This window comes from Rhodanobacter hydrolyticus (genome assembly GCF_044904645.1).
Genome location: NZ_JADIKK010000008.1, coordinates 1,537,946 through 1,558,896, shown reverse-complemented (window position 1 = coordinate 1,558,896; position 20,951 = coordinate 1,537,946). Strand labels below are relative to the sequence as shown.

Here is a 20,951-nt window from a genome sequence, read left to right as displayed (position 1 = left end):
GATTTGAAAGAAACAACGAGACCAAAGCGGAGGGTAAAGAGTCTTTTCCAAGACTCGCTGTATTCAGCCCCGCACTTCCTCGAACCGATTCTCCGCCCGGTTCTTGCGCACCTTCGCCGGATCCCACACGCGTCCGTTCATCGCGATGTAAACGCCGTCGGGCAGCGTCTGCACCGCGGCCACCGCGCAGCCGATGTTGAACACCGCGTCCGAGCCCTGGAAGCGCGCGGGGTTCAGTGCGCCGGTGAGCACGATCACTTTGCCGGGGATGGTGGCAAGCACCTTGGCGGTTTCCACCATGGTGTCGGTGCCGTGGGTCACCAGCACGTGGCGGTGTGGCTGCGCCTCGATGGTGGAGCGGACCAGCGCGCGGTCCTCGTCGGTCACGTGCAGGCTGTCCTTGCGCAGGATCGGGATCACGTCGAACTGGAACGCCACGCCGAGCTGGCCGAGGATCTCGCCGATCTGCGGGGCGCCGATCTTGTAGTCCGACTTGTCGTCGAAATAGATCTTGTCGATGGTGCCGCCGGTGGTGACGATGGTGAGATGCTGCATGGTCGGAGCCGCGTGGTGGAAAGGGCGCCAGTCTAGCGCCCGCTGCGTGCTGTCGCTTGTCTTTCGAGGCTGCTTTGCCGGTAGAACCCGTCGATGGCGCCCACGGATGCGAGCCGGATCTTCGGCAACGCGATCCGGCGAAAGATTTCCGCGTAGCGCTTGCGGTTGCCCGGAGTGACCACGACGATATGGTGAAGCATGTTCCAGGTGACGCGGTCGCGGCCGCCCTCCAGCGCGCCCACCCTTGCATGGCCCGAAAGGCAGCGCGCCAGGTAGCGAAACAGGCTGAGCGGCGCGGATGTGTCCAGCAGAATGATTCCGGTGGCGCGCCGGATACGCTGCGGCATGCACACGGAGTAATTGCCGTCGATGACCCAGGCATCCCCCAGGATGGCTTCATCGTGCAGGGCGACGAACTCCTTTTGCGGCCGGGGGCGCCAGTCGGTGCGGGGGAGATGGTGGAGCTGGTCGAGGTGGATTGCGTGCAGGCCGCACTTGCGAGCGATCGCTTCCGCCAGGGTCGATTTGCCGCTGTTGGAAGGACCCAGGATGCAGATGCGCCTGCCCAGATCGGACAGCGTCACGCCGGCATGTCCTGTCGGCGGCGACGGCATGCTCAGTGCAGCAGCAAGGCGGTGTCGTCCGTGCCGATATCCGCCAGCCGCAGCAGGCCGTGACCCAGGAAACGGCGCAACGCCGCCGCAGGCCGCGCATCGCCGCGCGCTTGCGACCACGCTGCCTGGCGTGCCAGCAGGGCCGCCGCCGCGCAGCGTGCCAGCGTGATCGCCAGGCCGCGCGCGCCGGCTTCCAGCGTGGCGCGCTGCGCAGGCGTCGCATCGAGATGGCTGGCCGCAGCATCCAATGCCGCGTCGATGGCGAATGCGGCGTGCGGATCGCCGCCTTGCAGCCAGGCGGCCACGGCGGTGCGCAGCGTGACCAGTCCGTCGCCGGTCAGCGCACGCAGCGCATCCAGCGATAGCACGTTGGTGGTGCCTTCCCAGATCGCGTATACCTGCGCATCGCGCAGCAGCTGCGGCAGCCCGGTGTCCTCGATGTAGCCGGCGCCGCCGAAGCATTCCAGCGCCTCGGAACAGAGGCGTACCGCGAGCTTGCCGGTCCACAGCTTTGCCAGTGGCGTGAGCAGGCGCAGCAGCGCGATCTCGTGTGGTGCGGCGCTGCCGTGTTCCACGCGGCCCAGCAGTTGCGCCACTTCGAAGGCCAGTGCGAACGCACCCTCGAACTCGGCCTGCATGTCGGCCAGCGTCTGCGCGTGCAGCGGTTGCTCGATCAGCGGGCGGCCGAAGGCCAGCCGGCGGGTGGCGTAGTCGCGCGCCAGCGTGATCGCACGCGCCATGCTGGCGACCGCGCACACCGCGTTCCAGGTGCGCGTGACGTTGAGCATCGGCGCCACCTGTCGCACGCCGTTCGACAATTCGCCCAGAGGCCACGCGGGCAGGCCGTCCAGATGGATCTCGGCGGTGGGCAGTTCCTGCGTGCCCAGCTTGTCCTTCAGGCGGTCGATGACGAGTTCCGGCCTGCGTTGCGCACCGTCCATCGTTTCCACGTAGAACAGCGCCAAGGCACCGGAGCCGGCGCCGGCGCCTTCGGGCCGCGCCAGGGCCAGCGCCGCCTCGCCCACCACGGCCGAACTGAACCACTTGCGGCCGTGCAGGCGCCATTGGCCCTCGGCATCCTGCCGTGCGACGGTTTCGGTGTTGCCCACGTCCGAGCCGCCGTGCGTCTCCGTCATCCACTGGCCGCTGAGCCAGAACGTCGCCGTGTCGCGGCTGAGGAAATGCGGCAGCGCGCGCTCGATCAATGCGCGATTGCCGGAAGCCTTCAACGCGGTTGCCGCGCCATCGGTCATCGCCAGCGGGCAGGTATAGAACTCGCTGGCCACGTGGTAGAGATAGACACGCGCGAATTCCTCCAGCCGCGCGTGCTCATGGTGCTCGTGGCCGGCGGCGAGCACCGCGTGGCGCGTAGTGACGTGCGGCCCTTCCTGCCATGCCGTGGTCAACTCGATGCGATCCACGCGCCGTCCCCACGCGTCCCATTGCGTCAGCACCGGCTTGCGTCGCGTGGTCGTGGCGGCGCGCTGCCACGCCATCAGCGCGTAGTCGCCCAACGCATGGAGGTCACTGTGGAGCGCGTCGCGTCGCACGATGGGCAGCGTGCGTTCAAGCAAGGCAGGCAGCAGGCGGTCGCTGCGCCAGGGATGCGGAAGTTGCGGGGCGGCTTGCAGGAATCCCATGGGCGACTCCTCGGTGCGAAGAGGCCAGTATAGAAAGCGCGGGGCAGGCCGGATCAAACGCTGGGGGTCTGTCCACTATCTCCGCTTGGCAAGCACGGGGAGAGTGTGAACGGGCTCCGAGGGCGTCACCCCCTGGCCGGAAACCACATGTCCGCGGTCGGCTGGAACGCTCGCGGCGTCACACCGAGCAAGCGTTCCAGTTCACTGTTGTCCGCAATCAGGTCCGCATCGAGGCGTGCCAGGGGGCCACGCAATTTGGCGGGCGCGAAGCGTTGACCCGCGTGCAGCAGCCACGCCGGCAGCGCGATGGGCAGGTTGGCGTGTGGCAGCGTTTGGCGGACGCGGGCGAACATGTCGTGCGCGGTGAGCCGCTCGCCGCCGCCGATGGGCAGGATGCGTCCCGCGCTGGCAGGGCAATCGAGCGCGGCGAGCACGGCGAGCGCGATGTCCTCGGCGTGCACCGGCTGGCGCATGCCGCGACCGGCGGGCAGCGGAAAGACACGCGTACGCCAGGCGCGCCGGGCGATGGGGCTGAGGCTCTTGTCCAGCCCTGCGCCATAGATGAGCGTGGGGCGCAGCACCGTCCACGGTGCGCCATGGCGGGCGCAGGCGGCGGCCAGCGCCTGTTCGCCATCGCGCAGCTGTTGCGAGATGGCGCGTTCGGCAGGCTCGCCGGAGTCGCGTTTCGTCTCCGCGCTCATCGAGCTGGTGGCGATCACGCGCGGCGGCTCGCTGCCGAATTCCATGCGCGCCAGCCAATCGGCAAACGGCCGGAGCGGGCCGAAACTGATGACCGCCGAAGGATGCGGCAGTTCGTCTGGCAACGCGTCGGGCAGATTGCCATGCAGCCAGCGCAGGCCGGGTTGCGAGGCGCGCGTGTGGCGGCTCAGCGCCGTCACCGAGGCGCCGCTGGCGACCAGGCGCGGCAGGAGGAAGTGGCCGATCTGGCTGCTGCCACCGAAAACCAGCACGGAGAGCCTGCTCATGATCTCCAGGTGCCCCGCGTCGTCGCCGGGCGGCCGTCAGGTGGAAGCGCGGCGTGGCGCAGCGCCTGGGCTCTCAGGCCAGGCCGCGCGCTGTCGCATGGCGGCCATTCGACGACAATCCGCAGGGCCGGGGCTGTTTGCCCGCATGCCTGCGTCATCGCTCGGTTGTGGACGTCCGTCCGTTCCTCGCCCCTCAAAGCCGAGTCCATCCACGGACTCTCCCTGCGGACGATCATTCGTTCTTGACCTCCGCGCCAACAGCTCCCGGCGCGGCGTGATTGGAGATCGCGAGCAGGCTCCGACATCACGAACCCGACTGCAGGCGTGCGGCGAGATCGCGGGTGCGCGGCAGGTCCGGCGCCAGCTTGCGCGCCTGCTGCAACGCCTGCATCGCGCCGATGCGGTCTCCACCGGCGAGTTGGCGATCGGCCTGGTCCAGCCATGCGCTGGCAAGGCGCTGGCGGAGCGTGCCTTGCGACGCATCGCCAGGCGAAACGTCGGCGAGGTTGTCCAGCATCTGGCCGGCGCGGACGAGGTCGCCCGCAGCCAGCGCGCGATTGAACAACTGTTGCACCGCGCCGGGCAGCGCCTGCAAGCCTTGCTGGGCGGCGGCATTGTTGCCGTCGATGGCCAGTGCGCTGCGGTAGAGGTCGTAGGCGCAGTTGCCGGGCGGCATCATGATGTCGCCGCGTTGAGTGGCGGCTTGGGCCTGCTGCAGCAGGCGGGCGATCTGTGCGCTTTGCTGCGGCGTCGGCGCGGGCGCCGCGGCGGGCACCACATCCTGGTCTTCGTTCGCCGGTGCCTTGGCGGCCGTGGACGGCTGTGTCTGCATTCCTTGCAGGCGCGCACGCGCCGCGGCGATGTCGGCGGATTTCGGTGCCAGTGCCGCCGCATTGTCCAGCAGCTTGCCGGCTTGCGCGGCGTCGCCGGCGTCCATCGCTGCGCTGGCCTGCACCGTGAGCGCCTGCGCCACTTTGCCGAGGCCGGCCTGTGCCTGCGCGTTGTTCGGATCCAGCGCGAGCGCGGCCTTGTAATGCGCCAGCGCGGTGTCGTCGCCGTCGCCGGCGATGCGTCCGTTACGCAGTGCATCGTCGCCTTGTTGCAGATCGGCAGCCAATGCGGCGCTGTCCTGTTGGCCGGCTTGCGCACGCGCGGCACGCAGGCCGGGCAGGGCGGCGTTGTTCGGCTGCAACGCGGCCAGCTGTTCGATGGCGGCGTCGGCGCCCGGGCCATCGCTCGCATCGATGGCCTTCTGTGCTTGTGCTGCCAGAGCGTCGCCAACCTGATCCAGGCCGTGGCGCGCCACGGCATTGCCGGGATCGGCGGCGAGCATCTGCCTGTACAGTGCGCCGGCGCCGTGGTCGCCGCCGTACTGGCCGGCGGCGAAGGCTTGCTGCGCCTGATCTACCAGGGTCGCAACCTGCACCTGCGATGCGCGTTTGGAGGCGATCATCTGGTCGAGATGGTCCACGTCGCTGCCGCCACCCAGCAGCTCGCGCGCCACCGCGGCCTTTTGTGCTGCCACGTCGAACTGGCCGGCCTGCAGGGCGGCGTCGGCTTGCGAAAGTTCGGCCATGCCGACCTGGTGCAGCCCGTCGCGGGCGATGTCGTTGTCCGGCTCAAGCGCCACGGCCGCCTGGAACAGCTCGCGGGCACTGGTGCCGTCCTGGCCATCCAGATGGCCGGCGGCCAGCGCCTGTTGCGCGCGGCCGAGCACGTCGTTGAGTTCGGTGCGTGGCAGCAGGCTGTTGCTGAGATAGCTTCGTCCCAGCCACATCGCGCCCGCCGCGCAGATCACGAGCAGCAGAAGGATGGGCACCAGCCAGCGGCGGCGCTTGCGCCGGGGTTGTGCCGATTCGCGCGCATTGCGCGGCTCGGCTTTCATCGATGGCAAGTCGTCGCGTGGCGGTGCGTCGCGCAGCGAGCCACGGCGCGACGGCGCATCGAGCTGGTCGAGGTTGCCCAGCGTGGGTTCGGTGCGTCCGCGCTGTTCGGATTCGTGCTGGTCGCGGCGTCCGCTCATGGGTTTGGCAAATCGTGGGAAGGTTGAATGATCGGCTTTCCAGCTCGTCGTGCCGGCGGAAGCCGGCATCCCGTGTCTTGATGCTCTTGGCTTGACGGCGCTGGATGCCGGCTTGACCAGCCATTCGGCTGTTGAGAAACGTCCTGCCGGCAGGACGGGCAGAATCAGCAGCGTTTGGAATTCCATCGCAGCTTAGCAGCGCACCGCTCCATCGCCGCGTTGCGCCGGAACGCGCGTTCAGGATGCGCGAGCGCTACCGATGCGGCGCGCTTCCAGCACGTTGGGCAAGGCCACCAGCCGGCCGAGCAGGGTGGAGAGCTGTTCGAAGTCGCGTACGCGCAGGGCGAAGCGCATTTCCACCTCGCCGCTCTTGGCGATGGCCCGGCTGGACGAGGCGAGGATGGGCGTACCGGCATTGCTGATGACGCCGGCAACGTCCTTTTGCAGTCCCTTGCGATCGTAGCCGCGCAGTTCGACGTCCACTTCGTAGGCCTGCGCATTGGCCTTGCCCCAGGCCACCTCGATTACGCGGTCGGGATCGCGCCGGGCGAGCCGCGCGAGGCTGGCGCAGTCGGCGCGATGCACCGACACGCCGCGGCCGCGCGTGATGAAGCCGCGTACCGGGTCGCCGGGCAACGGCTGGCAACAGCGCGCAAGCGTGGTGAGCAGGTTGCCGATGCCCTCGATGCTGAGTGCGCCGGGATCGCGGGTGGGCGCGGGCCGCACGGTCGCGACCGGCATGATGGCATCGTCGCTTTCCAGCGGCTGCGCGGCTTCCTGCAGCGCGCGCGCGATCTGCCCTGCGCTGATTTCGTTCAGCGCCAGCGCGACGAGCAGTTCGTCCTGTGTCTTCAGGTGGAAATGCGCCGGCAGCTTCGCCAGGTCGACTTCAGGCAATGCCAGGCGCTTGAGTTCGCGCTCGAACATCGCGCGGCCCACCGCGAGATTGGCGTCGTGCGCCAGCCGGCGGAACCAGGCGCGCACCTTGTCGCGCGCCCGCGCGCTGTTGAGGTAGCCGTGGTGGGGCGACAGCCAGTCGCGGCTCGGTTCGGCCTGCTTCGCGGTGAGGATCTCCACGCGGTCGCCGCTCTGCGGCTGGAAGGTGAGCGGCACGATGCGGCCGTTGACCTTGGCGCCGCGGCAGCGGTGGCCCACCTCGGTGTGCACGTGGTAGGCGAAGTCCAGCACGGTGCCGCCGTGCGGCAGGTCCACCACTTCGCCGCGCGGCGTGAGCAGGTAGACGCGGTCCTCCATCAGTTCGGTGCGCAGGTTGGCGGCCAGCGTGCCTTCGTCGTCGCTGCGCGTTTCCAGCAGCTTGCGCATCCAGGCGATCTTGGCCTCGAACTCGGCGTCGGCGCCGCTGCCTTCCTTGTAGCGCCAGTGCGCGGCCACGCCGAGCTCGTTGGCGCGGTGCATCTCGTGGGTGCGGATCTGCACTTCCAGCGTCTTGTCGCGCGGGCCGATCACCGCGGTGTGCAGCGATCGGTAGCCGTTGTCCTTGGGGCGCGCGAGGTAATCGTCGAATTCGCGCGGCAGGTGCGGCCACAGCGTGTGCACCACGCCCAGCGCGGCGTAGCAGTCGGCCACCGTGTCGACCAGCACGCGCACCGCGCGGATGTCGTACAGCTCGCCGAATTCCAGCTCCTTGCGCTGCATCTTCTTCCAGATGGAATAGATGTGCTTCGGACGCCCCGCCAGTTCGGCGCGGATGCCGGCGTCGGCCAGCGCACGGCCCAGTTCGTCCAGCGATTCGCGGATGAAGGCCTCGCGGTCCGTGCGGCGTTCGTCAAGCAGCCTGGCGATGCGCTTGTAGGTATCCGGCTGCAGGTGGCGGAAGGCGAGGTCTTCCAGCTCCCACTTCAATTGCCAGATGCCGAGCCGGTTGGCCAGTGGCGCGTGGATGTCGCGGGTGAGCCGCGCCAGTTCCGTGCGTTCGGCCTCGGGCAGCGCCGTCGCCGCGCGCAGGCGCGCGAGTTGGCGCGCCAGTAGCACGAATACCACGCGCAGGTCGCGGATGATCGCCAGCAGCAGACGGCGTAGGCCCTCGGAGCCGCCGTCCTGCGTGCGCTGCGCGTGCAGGGCCCACACCTGCTCGGCGGCCTGCTGGCCTTCCACCAGCCGGCGCACTTCCTGTGGCAGACGCGGCGCCTCGGCTTGCCACAGGGCGGCATCCGCGCGCGACAAGGCGAACCACAGCGCAGCCGCCAGCGTGGACGCATCGCAACCCATCATCGTCAGCAGGTCGAGCACGTCGGCGCATTCGGCCTGGTCGACGGGCCGTGCGAGGCAGGCCTCGACTGCCGCATTCAGTGCGGGCGACAGCACGCCTGCGCGGTCGCGCCAGGCTTGCAAGCGGGCGGGTGGCGTGGGCGTGTGCATGGCAGGAAGCGCATCGGGGATGACGCATTCTAGGGGGATCGATGGCGCTTGGCTTGGCCGTCATACGGCCGCAGAATCGCACCGGTACCCCTTGCCTGCGACAGATCCCATTCATGCGCTGGTTTCGATCACTGCTGGCCGTCGCGCTGGCTGCCGGCATTACCCTGCTCGCGGCATGGCTGCTGATGGCGTGGAGCGAGGCAGGCGCGCCGTCGCTGCTCGATTTCACCCAACGGCATCCCATGATGGGAGTGGCCTTCGGCCTGCTGTCCACCTTGGCGGTGGTGGTGCCGGCGCTGCTGCAGCGGCGCCGGCGCAAGTCACGCTGAGCCAGCGGCCCCGAGACTCCGTTGGCCTTCGGTCAGCTGGCGGGAGTCAGGACAAGTTGGGCGGAAACGCTTCGCGCAGCTCATTCACCAGCACGCGCTCGTTCTCCGAGTAGTCGATCGGCACCGACACCAGGTGCACGCCGCCGGCCCGGAAGGCGGCCTCCAGCGTCGGCGCGAACTGCGCGATATCGTCGACGCGATGCCCCTGGCAGCTGAACGCGCGGGCATACAGTTCGAAGTCGGGATTGCCGAAGGTCATGCCGTAGTCGGCGAAACCGTCCACCGCCTGCTTCCAGCGGATCATGCCGTAGGCGTTGTCCTGCAGGATCAGCACCACCAGGTTGAGCTTGAGGCGCACCGCCGTCTCCATCTCCTGGTCGTTCATCATGAAACCGCCGTCGCCGCACACGGCCAGCACGCGGCGGTCCGGATACAGCATCGAGGCCATCATCGCCGAGGGCAGGCCGGCGCCCATGGTGGCCAGCGCGTTGTCCAGCAGCAGGGTGTTGGCGACCTGAGTGCGGTAGTTCCGCGCGAACCAGATCTTGTACATGCCGTTGTCCAGCGCCACGATGCCGTCGGACGGCATCACCGCGCGCACGTCGCGCACGATGCGCTGCGGCGTGAAGCGGTCTTCGCCGGCGCGGTCGGCGAGGTGGGCGAGGATGCCCTCGCGCAGCGGCAGCAGCGCTTTGGCGTTCGGTACCTGGCCCTCGATGCGGTCGGCCAGCAACGCCAGCGAGCGGCCCATGTCGCCCACGACCTCCGCCTGCGGGAAGTACACCTGCTCCACGCTGGCCGGCTGGTAGCTGACGTGGATCACGGTGGGGCCGCCCGGGCGCATCACGAAGGGCGGCTTCTCGATGGTGTCGTGGCCGATCGCGACGATGACGTCGGCGCGGTCGATCGCCTCGTGCACGTAGTCGCGTTCGCTCAGCGCCGCCGTGCCCATGTACAGGCCCGAGCCGCCGGCGACCGAACCCTTGCCCATCTGCGTGGTGAAGAACGGGATGCCCGCGCGCAGCACGAAGCGCGACAGCGCCTCGCTCGATGCCGGCCGCGAGGCCGCCGCGCCCAGCATCACCAGCGGCCGCTGGGCGGCGCGGATCAGTGCGGCAGCGCGCTCCACCGCCTCGGCGCCGGCGACCGGCACTTCCAGCGGGTGCGGCGGCACCAGCGGCACCGGGTCGCATTCCATGCCGGCGATGTCCTCGGGCAATTCCAGCTGCACCGGGCCGGGGCGCCCTTCCTGCGCCATGCGGAAGGCGTCGCGAACCAGGGTGGGGATCGTGGTGGGCGAGACGATCTGCCGCGCCGACTTGGTCAGCGGCTTCATGGTGTTGACGATGTCGACGATCTGGAATTGCGCCTGCCGGCTGGAGCGGATGCCCTTCTGCCCGGTCAGGATGATCATCGGCATCGCGCCGAGGAAGGCATAGGCGGCGCCGGTGGTGAAGTTGAGCGCGCCCGGCCCCAGTGTGCTGATGCACACGCCCGGCTTGCCGGTGAGGCGCCCGTAGGTGGCGGCCATGAACGCCGCCGCCTGTTCGTGGCGGGTGATCACCAACTGGATGGAGGAGTGGCGCAGCGATTCCACCACGTCGAGGTTTTCCTCGCCGGGTATGCCGAAGATGCGCTCGACGCCTTCGTTCTCCAGCGCAGCTACCAGCAGGTCGGATCCCTTGGTCATGTCGTGACGTTCCGGTGATGTGGTTGGTGATTTCCCCTGTCGTTCCCGCGCAGGCGGAAATCGAGTGTCATCAGGGAGGGTCGGAATAATTTGCTCTTTGCCGTCATTCCCGCGAGGCGCTCCTCAACAGCCGAATGGCTGGTCGAGCAGGAATCCAGCGCCTTGGTGTTCAAGGCTTGAAGGCACTGGATGGCTCGCTTTGCTCGCCCCTCCGGGGCCGCCCTTCGGGCGCCCTGCGCGCGAAGCGCTTGTCCAGCTTTCGCTGGGATGACTGACAGGCACGGTTTGGATCTTCGTCAGAGACGGTCCACCCATACGGTCTGTGCGTTGACGAATTCGCGCAGGCCGAAGTGCGACAGCTCGCGGCCGAAGCCGCTGTGCTTCACGCCGCCGATCGGCACGCGCGGGTCCGAGGCGGACCAGCCGTTGATGAACACGCCGCCGGTGACCAGCCGCCGCGCCAGCCGCTTGCCGCGCTCGACGTCGCCGGTCCACAGGTTGCCGCTGAGGCCGTAGTCGCTCTGGTTGGCCAGTTCCACCGCGTGGTCGGCGTCGCGCGCGGCGATGATCGCCCCCACCGGACCGAAGGTCTCGCCGTCGAAAACCGGCATGCCCGGCTTGACGTCGGCAAGCACGGTGGGCGCGTAGAAGAAGCCCTCGCGATCCAGCCGCTGGCCGCCGAGCAGCAGTTTGGCACCGGCTTTCACGCTGTCGGTCACCTGCTGGTGCAACTGCTCCAGCAGGTCTAGGCGGGCTATCGGGCCGACCTGGGTGGCATCGTCGCGGCCGTTGCCCACCACCAGTGCCCTGGTGCGTTCGACGAAGGCGTGGGTGAAGCGTTCCAGCACGGCTTCCTCGACGATCATGCGCTTGGCCGCAATGCACACCTGGCCGGCATTCTGGAAGCGCGCGGTCACGGCGATCTCGGCGGCCTTCTCCACGTCGGCGTCGGCCAGCACGATGAAGGGGTCGGAGCCGCCCAGTTCCAGCACCACTTTCTTGATCGCCTGGCCGGCCTGGCCGGCGATGGTGCGCCCGGCGCCCACGCTGCCGGTGACGGTGACCGCCGCGACGCGCGGATCGGCGATCGCGGTGGCGCTCTGCGCCCGGGTGAGGTGCGCGGTGATGAAGGCATCCTCGGGCAGGCCGGCGGCGCGCCAGGCCTCGTCCAGCAGCTCGGCGCAGCCCACCACGTTCTCGGCCGGCTTCAGCAGGAAGGCGTTGCCGCCCATCAGGATCGGCACCGCTGCGCGCATCGCCTGCCAGTAGGGGAAGTTCCAGGGCATCACGCCGAGCACCACGCCCAGCGGCAGGTACGACACGTAGGCCTTGCCGTCCGGCACCTCGGTGGGTTCGTCCGCCAGCAGGCGCGGGCCGTGGTCGGCGTACCACTCGCACAGGTGCGCGCACTTCTCCACCTCGGCGCGCATGTCGCGCAGCGGCTTGCCCATCTCGGCGGTGGCCATCGCGGCCATCGCCTCGGTGCGCTGGCGCAGCGACGCGGCCATGGCGCGCAGCACCGCCGCGCGCTGCGTCAGACCGACGGCGCTCCAGCGCGCGAAACCGGCTTGCGCACGGTCGAGCAGCGGCCCCAGTGCGGTATCGGCAAGAAAGGGCCGTTCGGCGATCAGTTCGCCGGTGGCGGGGTCGCGCGATATCGAAGCGGCGTCGGGTGCAGTCGGACGGGTAGAGTCGGCGGACATGGATGGCTTCCTCGTGAGTACGTGGCCGGCACGCGGCGCGGTCGATGCGCGAAACATGGACCTGTGTGCCGGCGGGAACAAGACGGGTGGCGATCCTGGGTGTCGTACCACCAGTCTCGCTAGGCGACCCCGGCAGGCTAGCCTTTTGTCCGTCGAAGATAGGTGACCAGCGACAGGTCGTGGCGGTTCTGCGGCACCAGCGCCACGTACTGCAGGTCGACCCGGCCCAGCGCGGGGTGGTCGAGCTGCTTGATGCCCTCGTCGAAGCGGCGCACGTCGTGGTCGGGCCACCAGCGGCGGAAGACGTCGCTGCACTCGGTCAGTTCGGCAATCAGCGCGTCGAAGGGGCGCTTGTCCGCTGCCTGCGCATACGCGGCGCGGAAGCCGGCGAGGGTGCCGCGCGCGATCTCTTCCCAGTTCACGATGAGCGTGCGGTAGGGCTCATGCAGGAACATCAGCCGCAGCGTGTTGCGCTCGTGCGGCGCCAGCCTGTCGTAGTCGACGAACAGCTCGGCGATCGCGCGGTTCCAGATCAGGATGTCGAAGCGGTTGTTGCGCACATAGGCGGGCAGCGGGTCCAGCGCCTGCACGAACTGGCGCAGGCCGTCGGTGAGCGATTCGTCGTGGGTGTCTTCCGGCGGCGGGTAGCCGGACAGCGCGAACACGTAGGCGCGCTCGGCGTCGCTCATGCGCAGCACCCGTGCCAGCCGCTCCAGCGCCTCGGGCGAGGCGCGCACGTCGCGGCCCTGCTCGATCCACGTGTACCAGCTCGCGCTGACGTCGGCGGCTAGCGCCACTTCCTCGCGCTTCAGCCCCGGCGTGCGGCGGCGACCGATGGGAAAGCCCAGTGCGGTCGGCGACACGCGCGCGCGGCAGGCCACCAGGAACGCGCCGAGTTCCCTGCGTTGCGTCGCGTTGTGCGTGGTGGCATCCATCGTCGCTGCTGTCTGCTGGTATCTCTGGATGATAGCGGGGGAAACTCTTGAAGCATGTCGCATGCTTTGCATGGCACGCGCGGGCAGAGGTTCGTTCGTCAGGCAAATCCTAGGCAGAGCTATGCGTTCACGGCTTTGCTCGTCATCCCGGCACAGGCCGGGATCCAGTTGCGATCACGCCTGTTCGAGCCGCACCGTCACTGGATGATTCACTGCGCGCACCTCTGCGAGGCCGTCCTGTGGGCGTTCTGCGCGCTACGCGCTTGCCCGGCCTATGCCGGAATGACGAATGTGGAAGTCCTGAAGTTTCCAGATACGGAGCGGCGTGGCCACGCCGTTTATCGCGCAGGAGGGTTTGTTCCTTGCAATGGCGCGCGCAAGTCTTGAGAAGACAAGCTGGAAAACTTGAGCGGTCCTTCAGATCGCTTCCAGCGCCTTGGCGAGGCGCTTGGCCGACACCGGCTCCGCGGTCTTCAGTTCCTGTGCGAACAGCGACACGCGCCATTCCTCGATCAGCCAGCGCAATTCGTCGAGGTCGCCGTCGCCGGCGGCGCGGTGCTTCAGGTATTCGCGCCAATAGGGCAGCACTTGCAGCATGCGCTGCTGGTCTTTCGCCGGGTCTTGCCGCAGGCGTTCGCCGCGCAGGCGCATGGCCTTGAGGTAGCGCGGATAGTGCGCGAGCCGAGCCAGCGGCAGGTCGCGCAGGAAGCCGGGGGCGAGCAGGGCGTCGAGTTGTTCGCGCAGGTCGTCGTAGCTGGCGCGCGCGAAACCCATCATGGGCGGCTGCATCCACGGTTTCAGCTCGGCCTGCGCCTCGATGGCGGGTTCGGCGAGCTTCAGCCGTTCGACGGCACAGCCGAACAGTTCGCGCGTGGCGTGGGTGCGCAACGCCTCGAAGGCGCCGGCGCTGCGCGCATCGAGATCGAGCCGCGCGACGAGGTCGGCGAAGCCGCCTTCCACCAGTTCTTCGCGCAGCCCGTCCACGCCACCCAGCGGTGCGTATTTCAACGCCAGCGGGTTGGCGATGGGTAGACGCCGGCGCGCCTGCTTCAACTCGCTGGCCAGCGCATTGCGCAACAGGCGCAGCACGCCGGAGACATGCGCGGCCGCGGCTTCGTCGCGGCGCTCGAACACTCGCAGCGCCACGGCATCGCCGAGGTCGACCAGCGCGGGGAAGGCCAACAGGCCGCCGCTGGAACGGACTTCGCGCGGAATTTCCTCGAAGTCCCACGTGGCGACGTCCTCGCGGGTGAGTTCCATGTCGGTCTTGCGCGAAAACGCTTCGCGCGCACGGCTTTCCCACTCGATACGCAATGCGGCGAGGTCGCGGCCGGCAGCCAGCGTGCGGCCGCTTTCGTCATGGACGCGGAAGCGCATCAGATAATGCGGCGCGAGTTCGATGGCGGCGAATTCGCCGGCGTCGACAGCGACGCCCGTGGTGCGCTTGAGGAAACCGGCCAGCGCCTTCGCCAATGGTTCGTCGCGCGGGGCCTCGGCCTCGGCAAAGGCGCGCGCGAAATCCGGTGCGGGCACGAAGTTGCGGCGCTGTGCCTTGGGCAGGCCGCGGATCAGTTCCGCCGCCTTGTCGGCGAGCAGCCCGGGCACCAGCCATTCGCAGCGCGCGGCGGGCAGGGCGTTGAGCATCGCCAGCGGCAGGTGCAGGGTCACGCCGTCGGCTTCGTCGCCTGGCACGAAGCGATATTCGAGGCGGTAACGTTGCGTGGCCGCTGCCAGCGCCCCGCTGGCGGCCATCGGTACGATTTCCAGCGCCGCGGGAAATGCCTTCGGATCGAGTCCTGCGCCGCCAGCCATCACCTCGTCGAGCGACCAGCGCAAGGCTGCTTGCTCAGCAGGGCGCGCATGGCGGTACCACGCATCCAGCGCGCGACTGCTGGAGATGTCTCCCGGCAGCTTGCCGCGGAAGAAATCGACCAGTTCGTCCTCGTGGCGGATCAGGCCTTCGCGGCGCTGCTTCGTCTCGATGCCCTGCGCATCCTCCAGCACGCGCTGGTTGGCGCGCACGAAATCGGCACGCGCCTCGATGTCGCCACGGGCCAGCGCTTCGCGCAGGAAGATCTCGTGGGCCAGGGCAGGGTCCTGTTTATCGAAGGTCACCGCGCGGCGTTCGACCAGGTTCAGGCCGAACAGGCTCACCTGTTCGTAGGCCACCACGCAGCCGCGCTTCTTCGACCAGTGCGCGTCGCGGCAGCTGGACTTCAGCAGGTGCGCAGCCTGCTGCTCGATCCATGTGGGCTCGATGCGCGCGCACATCATCGCCCACACCTTGCCGCTTACGTCGAGGATCTGCGCGGCGAACACCCAGTTCGGCGGCACCTTCGCCAGCGCCGAGCCGGGGAAGACCTGGAACTTGCGCTCGCGCGTGCCTTGGAAGATGCCGCGCTCGTCCTTGCGACCGACTTGCGTGGGCAGGCCGGCCAAGAGGCTGCGGTGGATCGTCTCGAAGAGACGAGCCGCCGCAGTCTCTTCATCAATGACGCGCTCCTTGCGTTCGCCTCCTCTCCCTTCCGGGGAGAGGATTGAGGCGAGGGGCGGGTGCTCGCGGGAACGCTCATGCGAAGCGTGCTTGTTCTTGCCACCGCTTCGCGAGGCCGGCCCCTCACCCCGCCCCTCTCCCCGAAGGGGCGAGGGGGGAGCAGCATGGCCTCCCCGCTGCGGAGAGGGAGGAACCGCTGCGTAAGAGGGAGGCGAAAGCTTCCATCCCAGCTCCTGCACCACCAGCAGCAACTGCCTGTGCAGCTCGCGCCATTCGCGCATGCGCATGAAGCTGAGGAAATGCCGCGAGCACCAGTCGCGCAGCTTCGACTGCGTGAGCTCTTCGTGCGCCTTGTCGTACTCGCGCCACAGGTTCAGCACGCCGACGAAGTCGGATTTCGGATCCGCGAAGGCGGCGTGCGCGGCGTCGGCCTGCTGGCGCGCGTCGGCAGGGCGTTCACGCGGGTCCTGGATGCTGAGGAAGGCGGCGATGGTGATGAGCTCGCGCAACGCGTGCAGCTTTTCGGCTTCCACCAGCATGCGCGCGAGCTGCACGTCGATGGGCAGCCTGGCCAGCGTGCGGCCGATGGCGGTGAGCGTGCGTGTGTCGTCGATGGCGCCGATCTCGGCGAGGCGACGGTAACCGTCGGCCACCACGCGCGGGTCGGGCGCATCGAGGAAGGGGAAATCGTCCACCTCGCCCAGCTTCAGCGCCAGCATGCGCAGGATCACGTTGGCCAGCGAGGAACGCAGCAATTCGGGATCGGTGAATGCGTTGCGCGACGCGAAATCCGCTTCATCGTAGAGGCGATAGCAGATGCCGGGCCCAATGCGGCCACAGCGGCCCTTGCGCTGGTCGGCGGCGGCCTGCGAGACGGGTTCGACGTGCAGGCGTTCGAGCTGGCTGCGCTGGCTGTAGCGTTTCACGCGCGCGCTGCCGGTATCGACCACGTAGCGGATGCGCGGCACGGTGAGCGAAGTCTCGGCCACGTTCGTCGCCAGCACCACGCGGCGCTTCGGGCCGGGCTTGAATACGCGGTCCTGGTCGGTAGCGGAGAGCCGTGCGTACAGCGGCAGGATCTCGGTCTCGCGGTATTGCCGGCGCGACAGCAGCAGGTGGGCGTCGCGGATCTCGCGCTCACCGGGCAGGAACACCAGTACGTCGCCCGGGCCGCCGCCGAGGCTGCGGTCGGCCATGATCTCGTCGAGCACGGCGGCGATGTGCTCGGTACTGCCTTGCTGTATGCGTTCGCCGGTTTCGCCGGCCGGCCGCCAGCGCAGTTCCACCGGATACGCACGGCCTTCCACCGACACCACCGGCGCGCCGCCGAAGTGTTCGGCGAAGCGCGCGGTATCGATGGTGGCCGAGGTGACGATGATCTTCAGCTCGGGCCGTTTCGCGGCGAGCCGCTTGAGGTAGCCGAGCAGGAAGTCGATGTTGAGGCTGCGCTCGTGCGCCTCGTCGATGATCAGGGTGTCGTAGGCCGACAGCCAGGGATCGTTCTGCGTCTCGGCGAGCAGGATGCCGTCGGTCATGAACTTCACCAGGGTGCGCTCGCTCACCTGGTCGGTGAAGCGCACCTGGAAGCCGACCAGGTCGCCGAGCTGCGTGCCGAGTTCTTCCGCCACGCGGCGCGCCACCGAACGCGCGGCGAGGCGGCGCGGCTGGGTGCAGCCGATCAGCCCGGCTTCGCCGCGGCCGGCGGCGAGGCAGAGCTTGGGAATCTGCGTGGTCTTGCCCGAGCCGGTTTCGCCGGCGATCACCACCACCTGGTTTTCGCGGATCAGCTTGACGATTTCGTCCGCGCGTGCGGCGATGGGCAGCGATTCGTCGAGGCGGATCGCCGGTTTTGCCTCGACGCGCGCCCGGCGCTTCGCCGCGGAGGTTTCGATGTCGGCGACCAGGGTCGCCAGCTTCTTCTCGTCGGCGTGCCTGGACAGCCCGCGCCAGCGCCCCAGCAGGCGGCCGAAGTCGCGGCTGCACGCGCCGTCGAGCGCGCGACGCAGGTCGCGCAGCGTGGGCTGGGTGGGCGGCGGGCGGTTCGTGTCGTTCATTGAGCCGCACATGATAACGGTTGGTTTTTTCTCGTCATCCCGGCGCAGGCCGGACAAGCGCGTGGCGCGCAGAACGCCCACAGGGCGGCCGCGTAGAGGTGAGCACAGCGAATCATCCAGTGGTGGTGAGGCTCGGGCATGCGCCGACATCGCCGGATTCCAGCCCGCGCCGGAATGACAAACTCCTTACGTAACGCTCGATAGGCTCCTGCTATCGACCGCATTGCAAGGATTCATTTCCAACGCGGTCGGCGCACCGCTACCGTGCTTCCATCACTCATCGCAAGGGAGAACACCATGGCCTCGAACATCGGCATCGCGAAGAAGAGTCGCGAAGCGATCGCCAAGCAGTTGTCCAAGCTGTTGGCCGATACCTATTCGCTTTACCTCAAGACCCACAGCTTCCACTGGAATGTCACCGGTCCGCAGTTCAACAGCCTGCACGCGATGTTCGAGACGCAGTACAACGAACTGTGGCTGGCCGCCGACGAAATCGCCGAGCGCATCCGCACGCTGGATGTGTTCGCCCCCGGCTCCTACAGCCAGTTCGCCAAGCTCAGCTCGATCAAGGAAGAATCCGGCGTGCCGGAGTGGAAGCAGATGGTGAACCAGCTGGTCGAAGGCCACGAGATCGTGGCGAACACCGCGCGCGCCGCGATCAAGGTGGCCGACAAGGCCGGCGACGAAGGCAGTGCCGACATGCTCACCGGTCGCCTGAAGGCGCATGAGAAGACCGCGTGGATGTTGCGCTCGTTGCTCAAGTGAACCTGTAGGAGCGCACCCTGTGTGCGAATGCCTTTGCACTTCGATCGGAGCACAAGGCAATCGCGCACAGGGTGCACTCCTGCAGCCGGGCGATCAATTCTTCGGTACCGGCCCCTTCACCGCTGTGACCAGGCCATCCGGACGCACATACTTGGCGAAGGCCTTTTGCACTTCCGGCGCGGTGAGTTCGAGGTAATGCTGGCCCGCGATGGTCATCGCATCCAGCGGCTTGCCCTGCTGCGAAAGCGTGAGCAACTGGCTGCCGATGCCGCCGAAGCTGGATTCGCCCAGCGGAATGCGGCGCAGCAGGATGCCCTTGGCCTGCATGAGCTCGGTGTCGGTCACCGGTTGCTGTTGCATCTGCTTGAGATCCTGCACCACCAGCCCGCTGGCCGCGCCGACCTTGTCGGGGTCGCAGCCGAAAGACACCTTGTAGGTGCTGCGGTGCTTGTCGGTGTCCAGGCCCACGCCCACGGTGTAGACCAGGCCGTGTTTCTCGCGCAGGTCCCGGGTGAGCCGCGAGGCGTAGAAGCCGCCGCCCAGCACCTGGTTGCCGAGGTTGATGGCGAAGCGCGCGGGGTCGTCGTAGGTGACGGCGATGGTCTGCGCCATGTCGACGCTGTCCTGCACTGCGCTGGTGTCGGGCACGTGCAGCTTGCCGGACTGGTTCGCAGGCACGGCGGCGTAGTCGGTGTCGGGCCTGGCGCCTGCGGCCTTCCAGTCGCCGAAGGCCTGCTCGATCACCTGCTTCGCTTGCGCGGGATCGACCTTGCCCACGATCACGATGGTGGCGAGGTCGGGGCGGAAGGTCTGCGCGTAGTACTGCTTCACCTTGTCCAGGGTCAGTGCCATCACGTTTTGCGGGGTGGGATAGCGCAATTGGGGATCGTTCGCCGGCAACAACGCCTTGCCCAGACCCAGTTGCAGCAGGAAGTCGGGCGACTGCAACTGGCCGGCGAGCACGCCAGCCGTCTGCTGTTGCACCACCGGGAAGGCCTGCGCGGGCAGCGCAGGGTGCAGTTCATTGTCGGCCAGCAGCTTCACGCCTTCGGCGAAGTGCGCAGACGGCACGGATAGCGAGAAATCATATCCCGTGCTCACGTGTGCACTGATCGCGTCCAGCGCCTCCTGGAACTGCAGGCGGTTCAGGTGCTCGGTGCCGAACGGGAAGAGATCCTCCAGCACGTCGGCCACGCCCTCGTCGCCCTTGGCCGATTGCAGGTCCTGGTTGGTCTTGATGCTGCCGAAAAGTTCCACGGTGTCACTGATGGTTTCCGGCTGCACGATCAGCCTGAGGCCGTTCGGCAAGGTGTACGACACCGGCTTCAACGAAGACTTCGGCACTTCCAGCTTGGCGAAGGCCTGCTCCGCCCACGCCGGCAGTTGCACGGGCTTGTCGGGTGTGGAGGCGAAGCTTTCCGCGCCGCCAAAGCCCTTGCCTTCCACCGGCTTGCCCGAGCTTTCCGGCGTGAGGATGGCGGTTATCGCGTGCGCGGGGTCGAAGGTCTGCCTGGCCAGCGCGTTCACCGCTTCGGGCGTCACCGCCTCGATCGCGGCCTTGATGGCGTCCGGCGACTCGGCATCCTCGAAGGCCAGCGCGCTCGACCATGCATTGGCAAGCCCGTCCACCGAGTTCTTCTTGAACTCCAGCGCAGCGATGGCCTTGCGCTTGGCCGCCTCCACCAGCGCGGGGTCGATGCCCTTGGCCGCCGCTTCGGCGAGGATGGACTGCATCTTCGCGAGGACGGGTTGCGGGTTGCCGCCCTTGGGGAAGATGCCCACTGCCATGCCCACGCCTGCCTGCGGCATGGACTGGTCGAAGAAGCCACCGAACAGCGCGGTGCCGTCGAAGCGCATGCCGGCGAGCGCGGCGCGTTGCGAGCCCAGCGCGCCGCTCAGCACCATCGCGGTGGCGTGGTCCTTCGCGGTGAGGCCGGGCAGGCGATAACCCAGGTATACCGAGCCGTAGGGCGCATCGGTGGGCAATTGCACGGTTTTGGCGGTTACCGGCCGGAAGTCGAATGCAGGGCGGGCGGGCAGCGTCTTGCGCGCGATGTCGCCGAACTCCTGCTTCACCTTGGCCAGCGTGGCGACGGGGTCGACGTCGCCCGCGATCACCAGGATGGCGTTGTTCGGCGCGTACCAGGTGTCGTGGAAGTTCTTCAGCATCGCCGCCGTGGTCTTGTCGAACGAGTCGCGCGTGCCCAGCGGCGTGTGCGCGTAGGGCGTCCCGGAGAACATCTGCCCCAGCAGCTGGGTGTAGAACTTGAAGTCGGGGCTGGAGAGGTCGCGCGAGACTTCCTGCGAGATCGCGCCGCGCTCCTTGTCCCACTCCTTCGCGTCCATGTCCACGCCGCGCATGCGCAGGCTCTGCACGTGCAGCGCCACGTCGAGGTCCTGCGACGGCGCCACGAAGTAATACTGCGTCACGCTCTGCGTGGTGTCCGCATTGAATGCGCCGCCCATGTTCGCCGCGATCGCCGCGAGCTGGTCCTTGCTGAGGCCGGGGCTGCCGCGGAACATCATGTGTTCCACCGCGTGCGCGGTGCCGGGGAAGCCATCCGGTACCTCGTCGGAGCCGGCGAGATAGTTCATCTCCGTGGTGATCACCGGTGCCAGCGTGTCGCGCACGATCACCACGCGCAGGCCGTTGTCCAGGGTGGCGCGGGTGACGTCGGAGTCGCCGGTCGCGGCCGTCGCACTGGCGGAGGCGAGAGCAAGGCCGATGGCGGCGGCCAGTCGCAGGGCTTGTTTCTTCATCGTGCTTCCTGGTGTCGTTCGAGA

13 protein-coding genes are annotated in these 20,951 nt (G+C 68.2%); 2 read left to right on the top strand and 11 right to left on the bottom strand.

All coding sequences use genetic code 11. The features are described 5' to 3' along the window. Positions 1-63 precede the first annotated feature (63 nt). The 6 genes from ISP25_RS09750 to ISP25_RS09725 form a co-directional block, all read right to left on the bottom strand. Positions 64-555 carry an asparaginase domain-containing protein gene (locus ISP25_RS09750; RefSeq protein WP_192153912.1) on the bottom strand — a complete coding sequence of 164 codons (492 nt, stop codon included), beginning with the start codon at positions 553-555 and terminating at the stop codon, positions 64-66. Positions 556-587: 32 nt separating this feature from the next. Next, complete coding sequence (locus ISP25_RS09745; RefSeq protein ID WP_404613514.1) at positions 588-1,139, bottom strand: P-loop NTPase family protein; 552 nt, start codon at positions 1,137-1,139, stop codon at positions 588-590. A gap of 32 nt (positions 1,140-1,171) precedes the next feature. Continuing rightward, complete coding sequence (locus tag ISP25_RS09740; RefSeq protein WP_404613513.1) at positions 1,172-2,809, bottom strand: acyl-CoA dehydrogenase family protein; 1,638 nt, start codon at positions 2,807-2,809, stop codon at positions 1,172-1,174. Positions 2,810-2,934: 125 nt separating this feature from the next. Continuing rightward, positions 2,935-3,795 carry an SDR family oxidoreductase gene (locus ISP25_RS09735; RefSeq protein WP_404613511.1) on the bottom strand — a complete coding sequence of 287 codons (861 nt, stop codon included), beginning with the start codon at positions 3,793-3,795 and terminating at the stop codon, positions 2,935-2,937. A 304-nt stretch (positions 3,796-4,099) separates the two neighbouring features. After that, a complete protein-coding gene (locus tag ISP25_RS09730; RefSeq protein WP_404613509.1) occupies positions 4,100-5,818 on the bottom strand; it encodes a hypothetical protein in 1,719 nt (572 codons plus the stop codon). Positions 5,819-6,055: 237 nt separating this feature from the next. Then, the gene (locus ISP25_RS09725; protein ID WP_404613507.1) at positions 6,056-8,197 is read right to left on the bottom strand and encodes a RelA/SpoT family protein; all 2,142 of its coding nucleotides are present in this window, start codon (positions 8,195-8,197) and stop codon (positions 6,056-6,058) included. A 113-nt stretch (positions 8,198-8,310) separates the two neighbouring features. On the opposite strand from ISP25_RS09725, the gene ISP25_RS09720 reads away from it, so the two are divergent. After that, a complete protein-coding gene (locus ISP25_RS09720; protein ID WP_404613505.1) occupies positions 8,311-8,526 on the top strand; it encodes a hypothetical protein in 216 nt (71 codons plus the stop codon). Positions 8,527-8,572: 46 nt separating this feature from the next. Here ISP25_RS09720 and ISP25_RS09715 read toward each other — a convergent pair whose 3' ends face one another. The 4 genes from ISP25_RS09715 to hrpA form a co-directional block, all read right to left on the bottom strand. After that, the gene (locus ISP25_RS09715) at positions 8,573-10,216 is read right to left on the bottom strand and encodes an acetolactate synthase large subunit (protein WP_404613503.1); all 1,644 of its coding nucleotides are present in this window, start codon (positions 10,214-10,216) and stop codon (positions 8,573-8,575) included. Positions 10,217-10,512: 296 nt separating this feature from the next. Next, positions 10,513-11,919, bottom strand: a complete 1,407-nt coding sequence (locus tag ISP25_RS09710; RefSeq protein WP_404613501.1) for an NAD-dependent succinate-semialdehyde dehydrogenase — start codon at positions 11,917-11,919, stop codon at positions 10,513-10,515. 137 nt (positions 11,920-12,056) lie between these two features. Then, positions 12,057-12,854 carry a helix-turn-helix transcriptional regulator gene (locus tag ISP25_RS09705; protein ID WP_404613499.1) on the bottom strand — a complete coding sequence of 266 codons (798 nt, stop codon included), beginning with the start codon at positions 12,852-12,854 and terminating at the stop codon, positions 12,057-12,059. A 417-nt stretch (positions 12,855-13,271) separates the two neighbouring features. Next, a complete protein-coding gene (gene hrpA / locus ISP25_RS09700) occupies positions 13,272-17,402 on the bottom strand; it encodes an ATP-dependent RNA helicase HrpA (RefSeq protein ID WP_404613498.1) in 4,131 nt (1,376 codons plus the stop codon). 297 nt (positions 17,403-17,699) lie between these two features. Between hrpA and ISP25_RS09695 the strand changes: the two genes are divergently transcribed. Beyond that, entirely contained in the window at positions 17,700-18,167 is a 468-nt protein-coding gene (locus ISP25_RS09695; RefSeq protein WP_404613496.1) for a Dps family protein, read from the top strand. A 93-nt stretch (positions 18,168-18,260) separates the two neighbouring features. On the opposite strand, the gene ISP25_RS09690 is transcribed toward ISP25_RS09695, so the two are convergent. Continuing rightward, positions 18,261-20,927, bottom strand: a complete 2,667-nt coding sequence (locus ISP25_RS09690; RefSeq protein ID WP_404613494.1) for a M16 family metallopeptidase — start codon at positions 20,925-20,927, stop codon at positions 18,261-18,263. Positions 20,928-20,951: the final 24 nt, after the last annotated feature.

What these genes read in the sequence shown, in the direction of transcription:
- ISP25_RS09750 (WP_192153912.1), bottom strand. Translation starts at nt 555, where the DNA reads ATGCAGCATCTCACCATCGTCACCACCGGCGGCACCATCGACAAGATC.
- ISP25_RS09740 (WP_404613513.1), bottom strand. Translation starts at nt 2,809, where the DNA reads ATGGGATTCCTGCAAGCCGCCCCGCAACTTCCGCATCCCTGGCGCAGC.
- ISP25_RS09735 (WP_404613511.1), bottom strand. Translation starts at nt 3,795, where the DNA reads ATGAGCAGGCTCTCCGTGCTGGTTTTCGGTGGCAGCAGCCAGATCGGC.
- ISP25_RS09730 (WP_404613509.1), bottom strand. Translation starts at nt 5,818, where the DNA reads ATGAGCGGACGCCGCGACCAGCACGAATCCGAACAGCGCGGACGCACC.
- ISP25_RS09725 (WP_404613507.1), bottom strand. Translation starts at nt 8,197, where the DNA reads ATGCACACGCCCACGCCACCCGCCCGCTTGCAAGCCTGGCGCGACCGC.
- ISP25_RS09720 (WP_404613505.1), top strand. Translation starts at nt 8,311, where the DNA reads ATGCGCTGGTTTCGATCACTGCTGGCCGTCGCGCTGGCTGCCGGCATT.
- ISP25_RS09715 (WP_404613503.1), bottom strand. Translation starts at nt 10,216, where the DNA reads ATGACCAAGGGATCCGACCTGCTGGTAGCTGCGCTGGAGAACGAAGGC.
- ISP25_RS09710 (WP_404613501.1), bottom strand. Translation starts at nt 11,919, where the DNA reads ATGTCCGCCGACTCTACCCGTCCGACTGCACCCGACGCCGCTTCGATA.
- ISP25_RS09705 (WP_404613499.1), bottom strand. Translation starts at nt 12,854, where the DNA reads ATGGATGCCACCACGCACAACGCGACGCAACGCAGGGAACTCGGCGCG.
- hrpA (WP_404613498.1), bottom strand. Translation starts at nt 17,402, where the DNA reads ATGAACGACACGAACCGCCCGCCGCCCACCCAGCCCACGCTGCGCGAC.
- ISP25_RS09695 (WP_404613496.1), top strand. Translation starts at nt 17,700, where the DNA reads ATGGCCTCGAACATCGGCATCGCGAAGAAGAGTCGCGAAGCGATCGCC.
- ISP25_RS09690 (WP_404613494.1), bottom strand. Translation starts at nt 20,927, where the DNA reads ATGAAGAAACAAGCCCTGCGACTGGCCGCCGCCATCGGCCTTGCTCTC.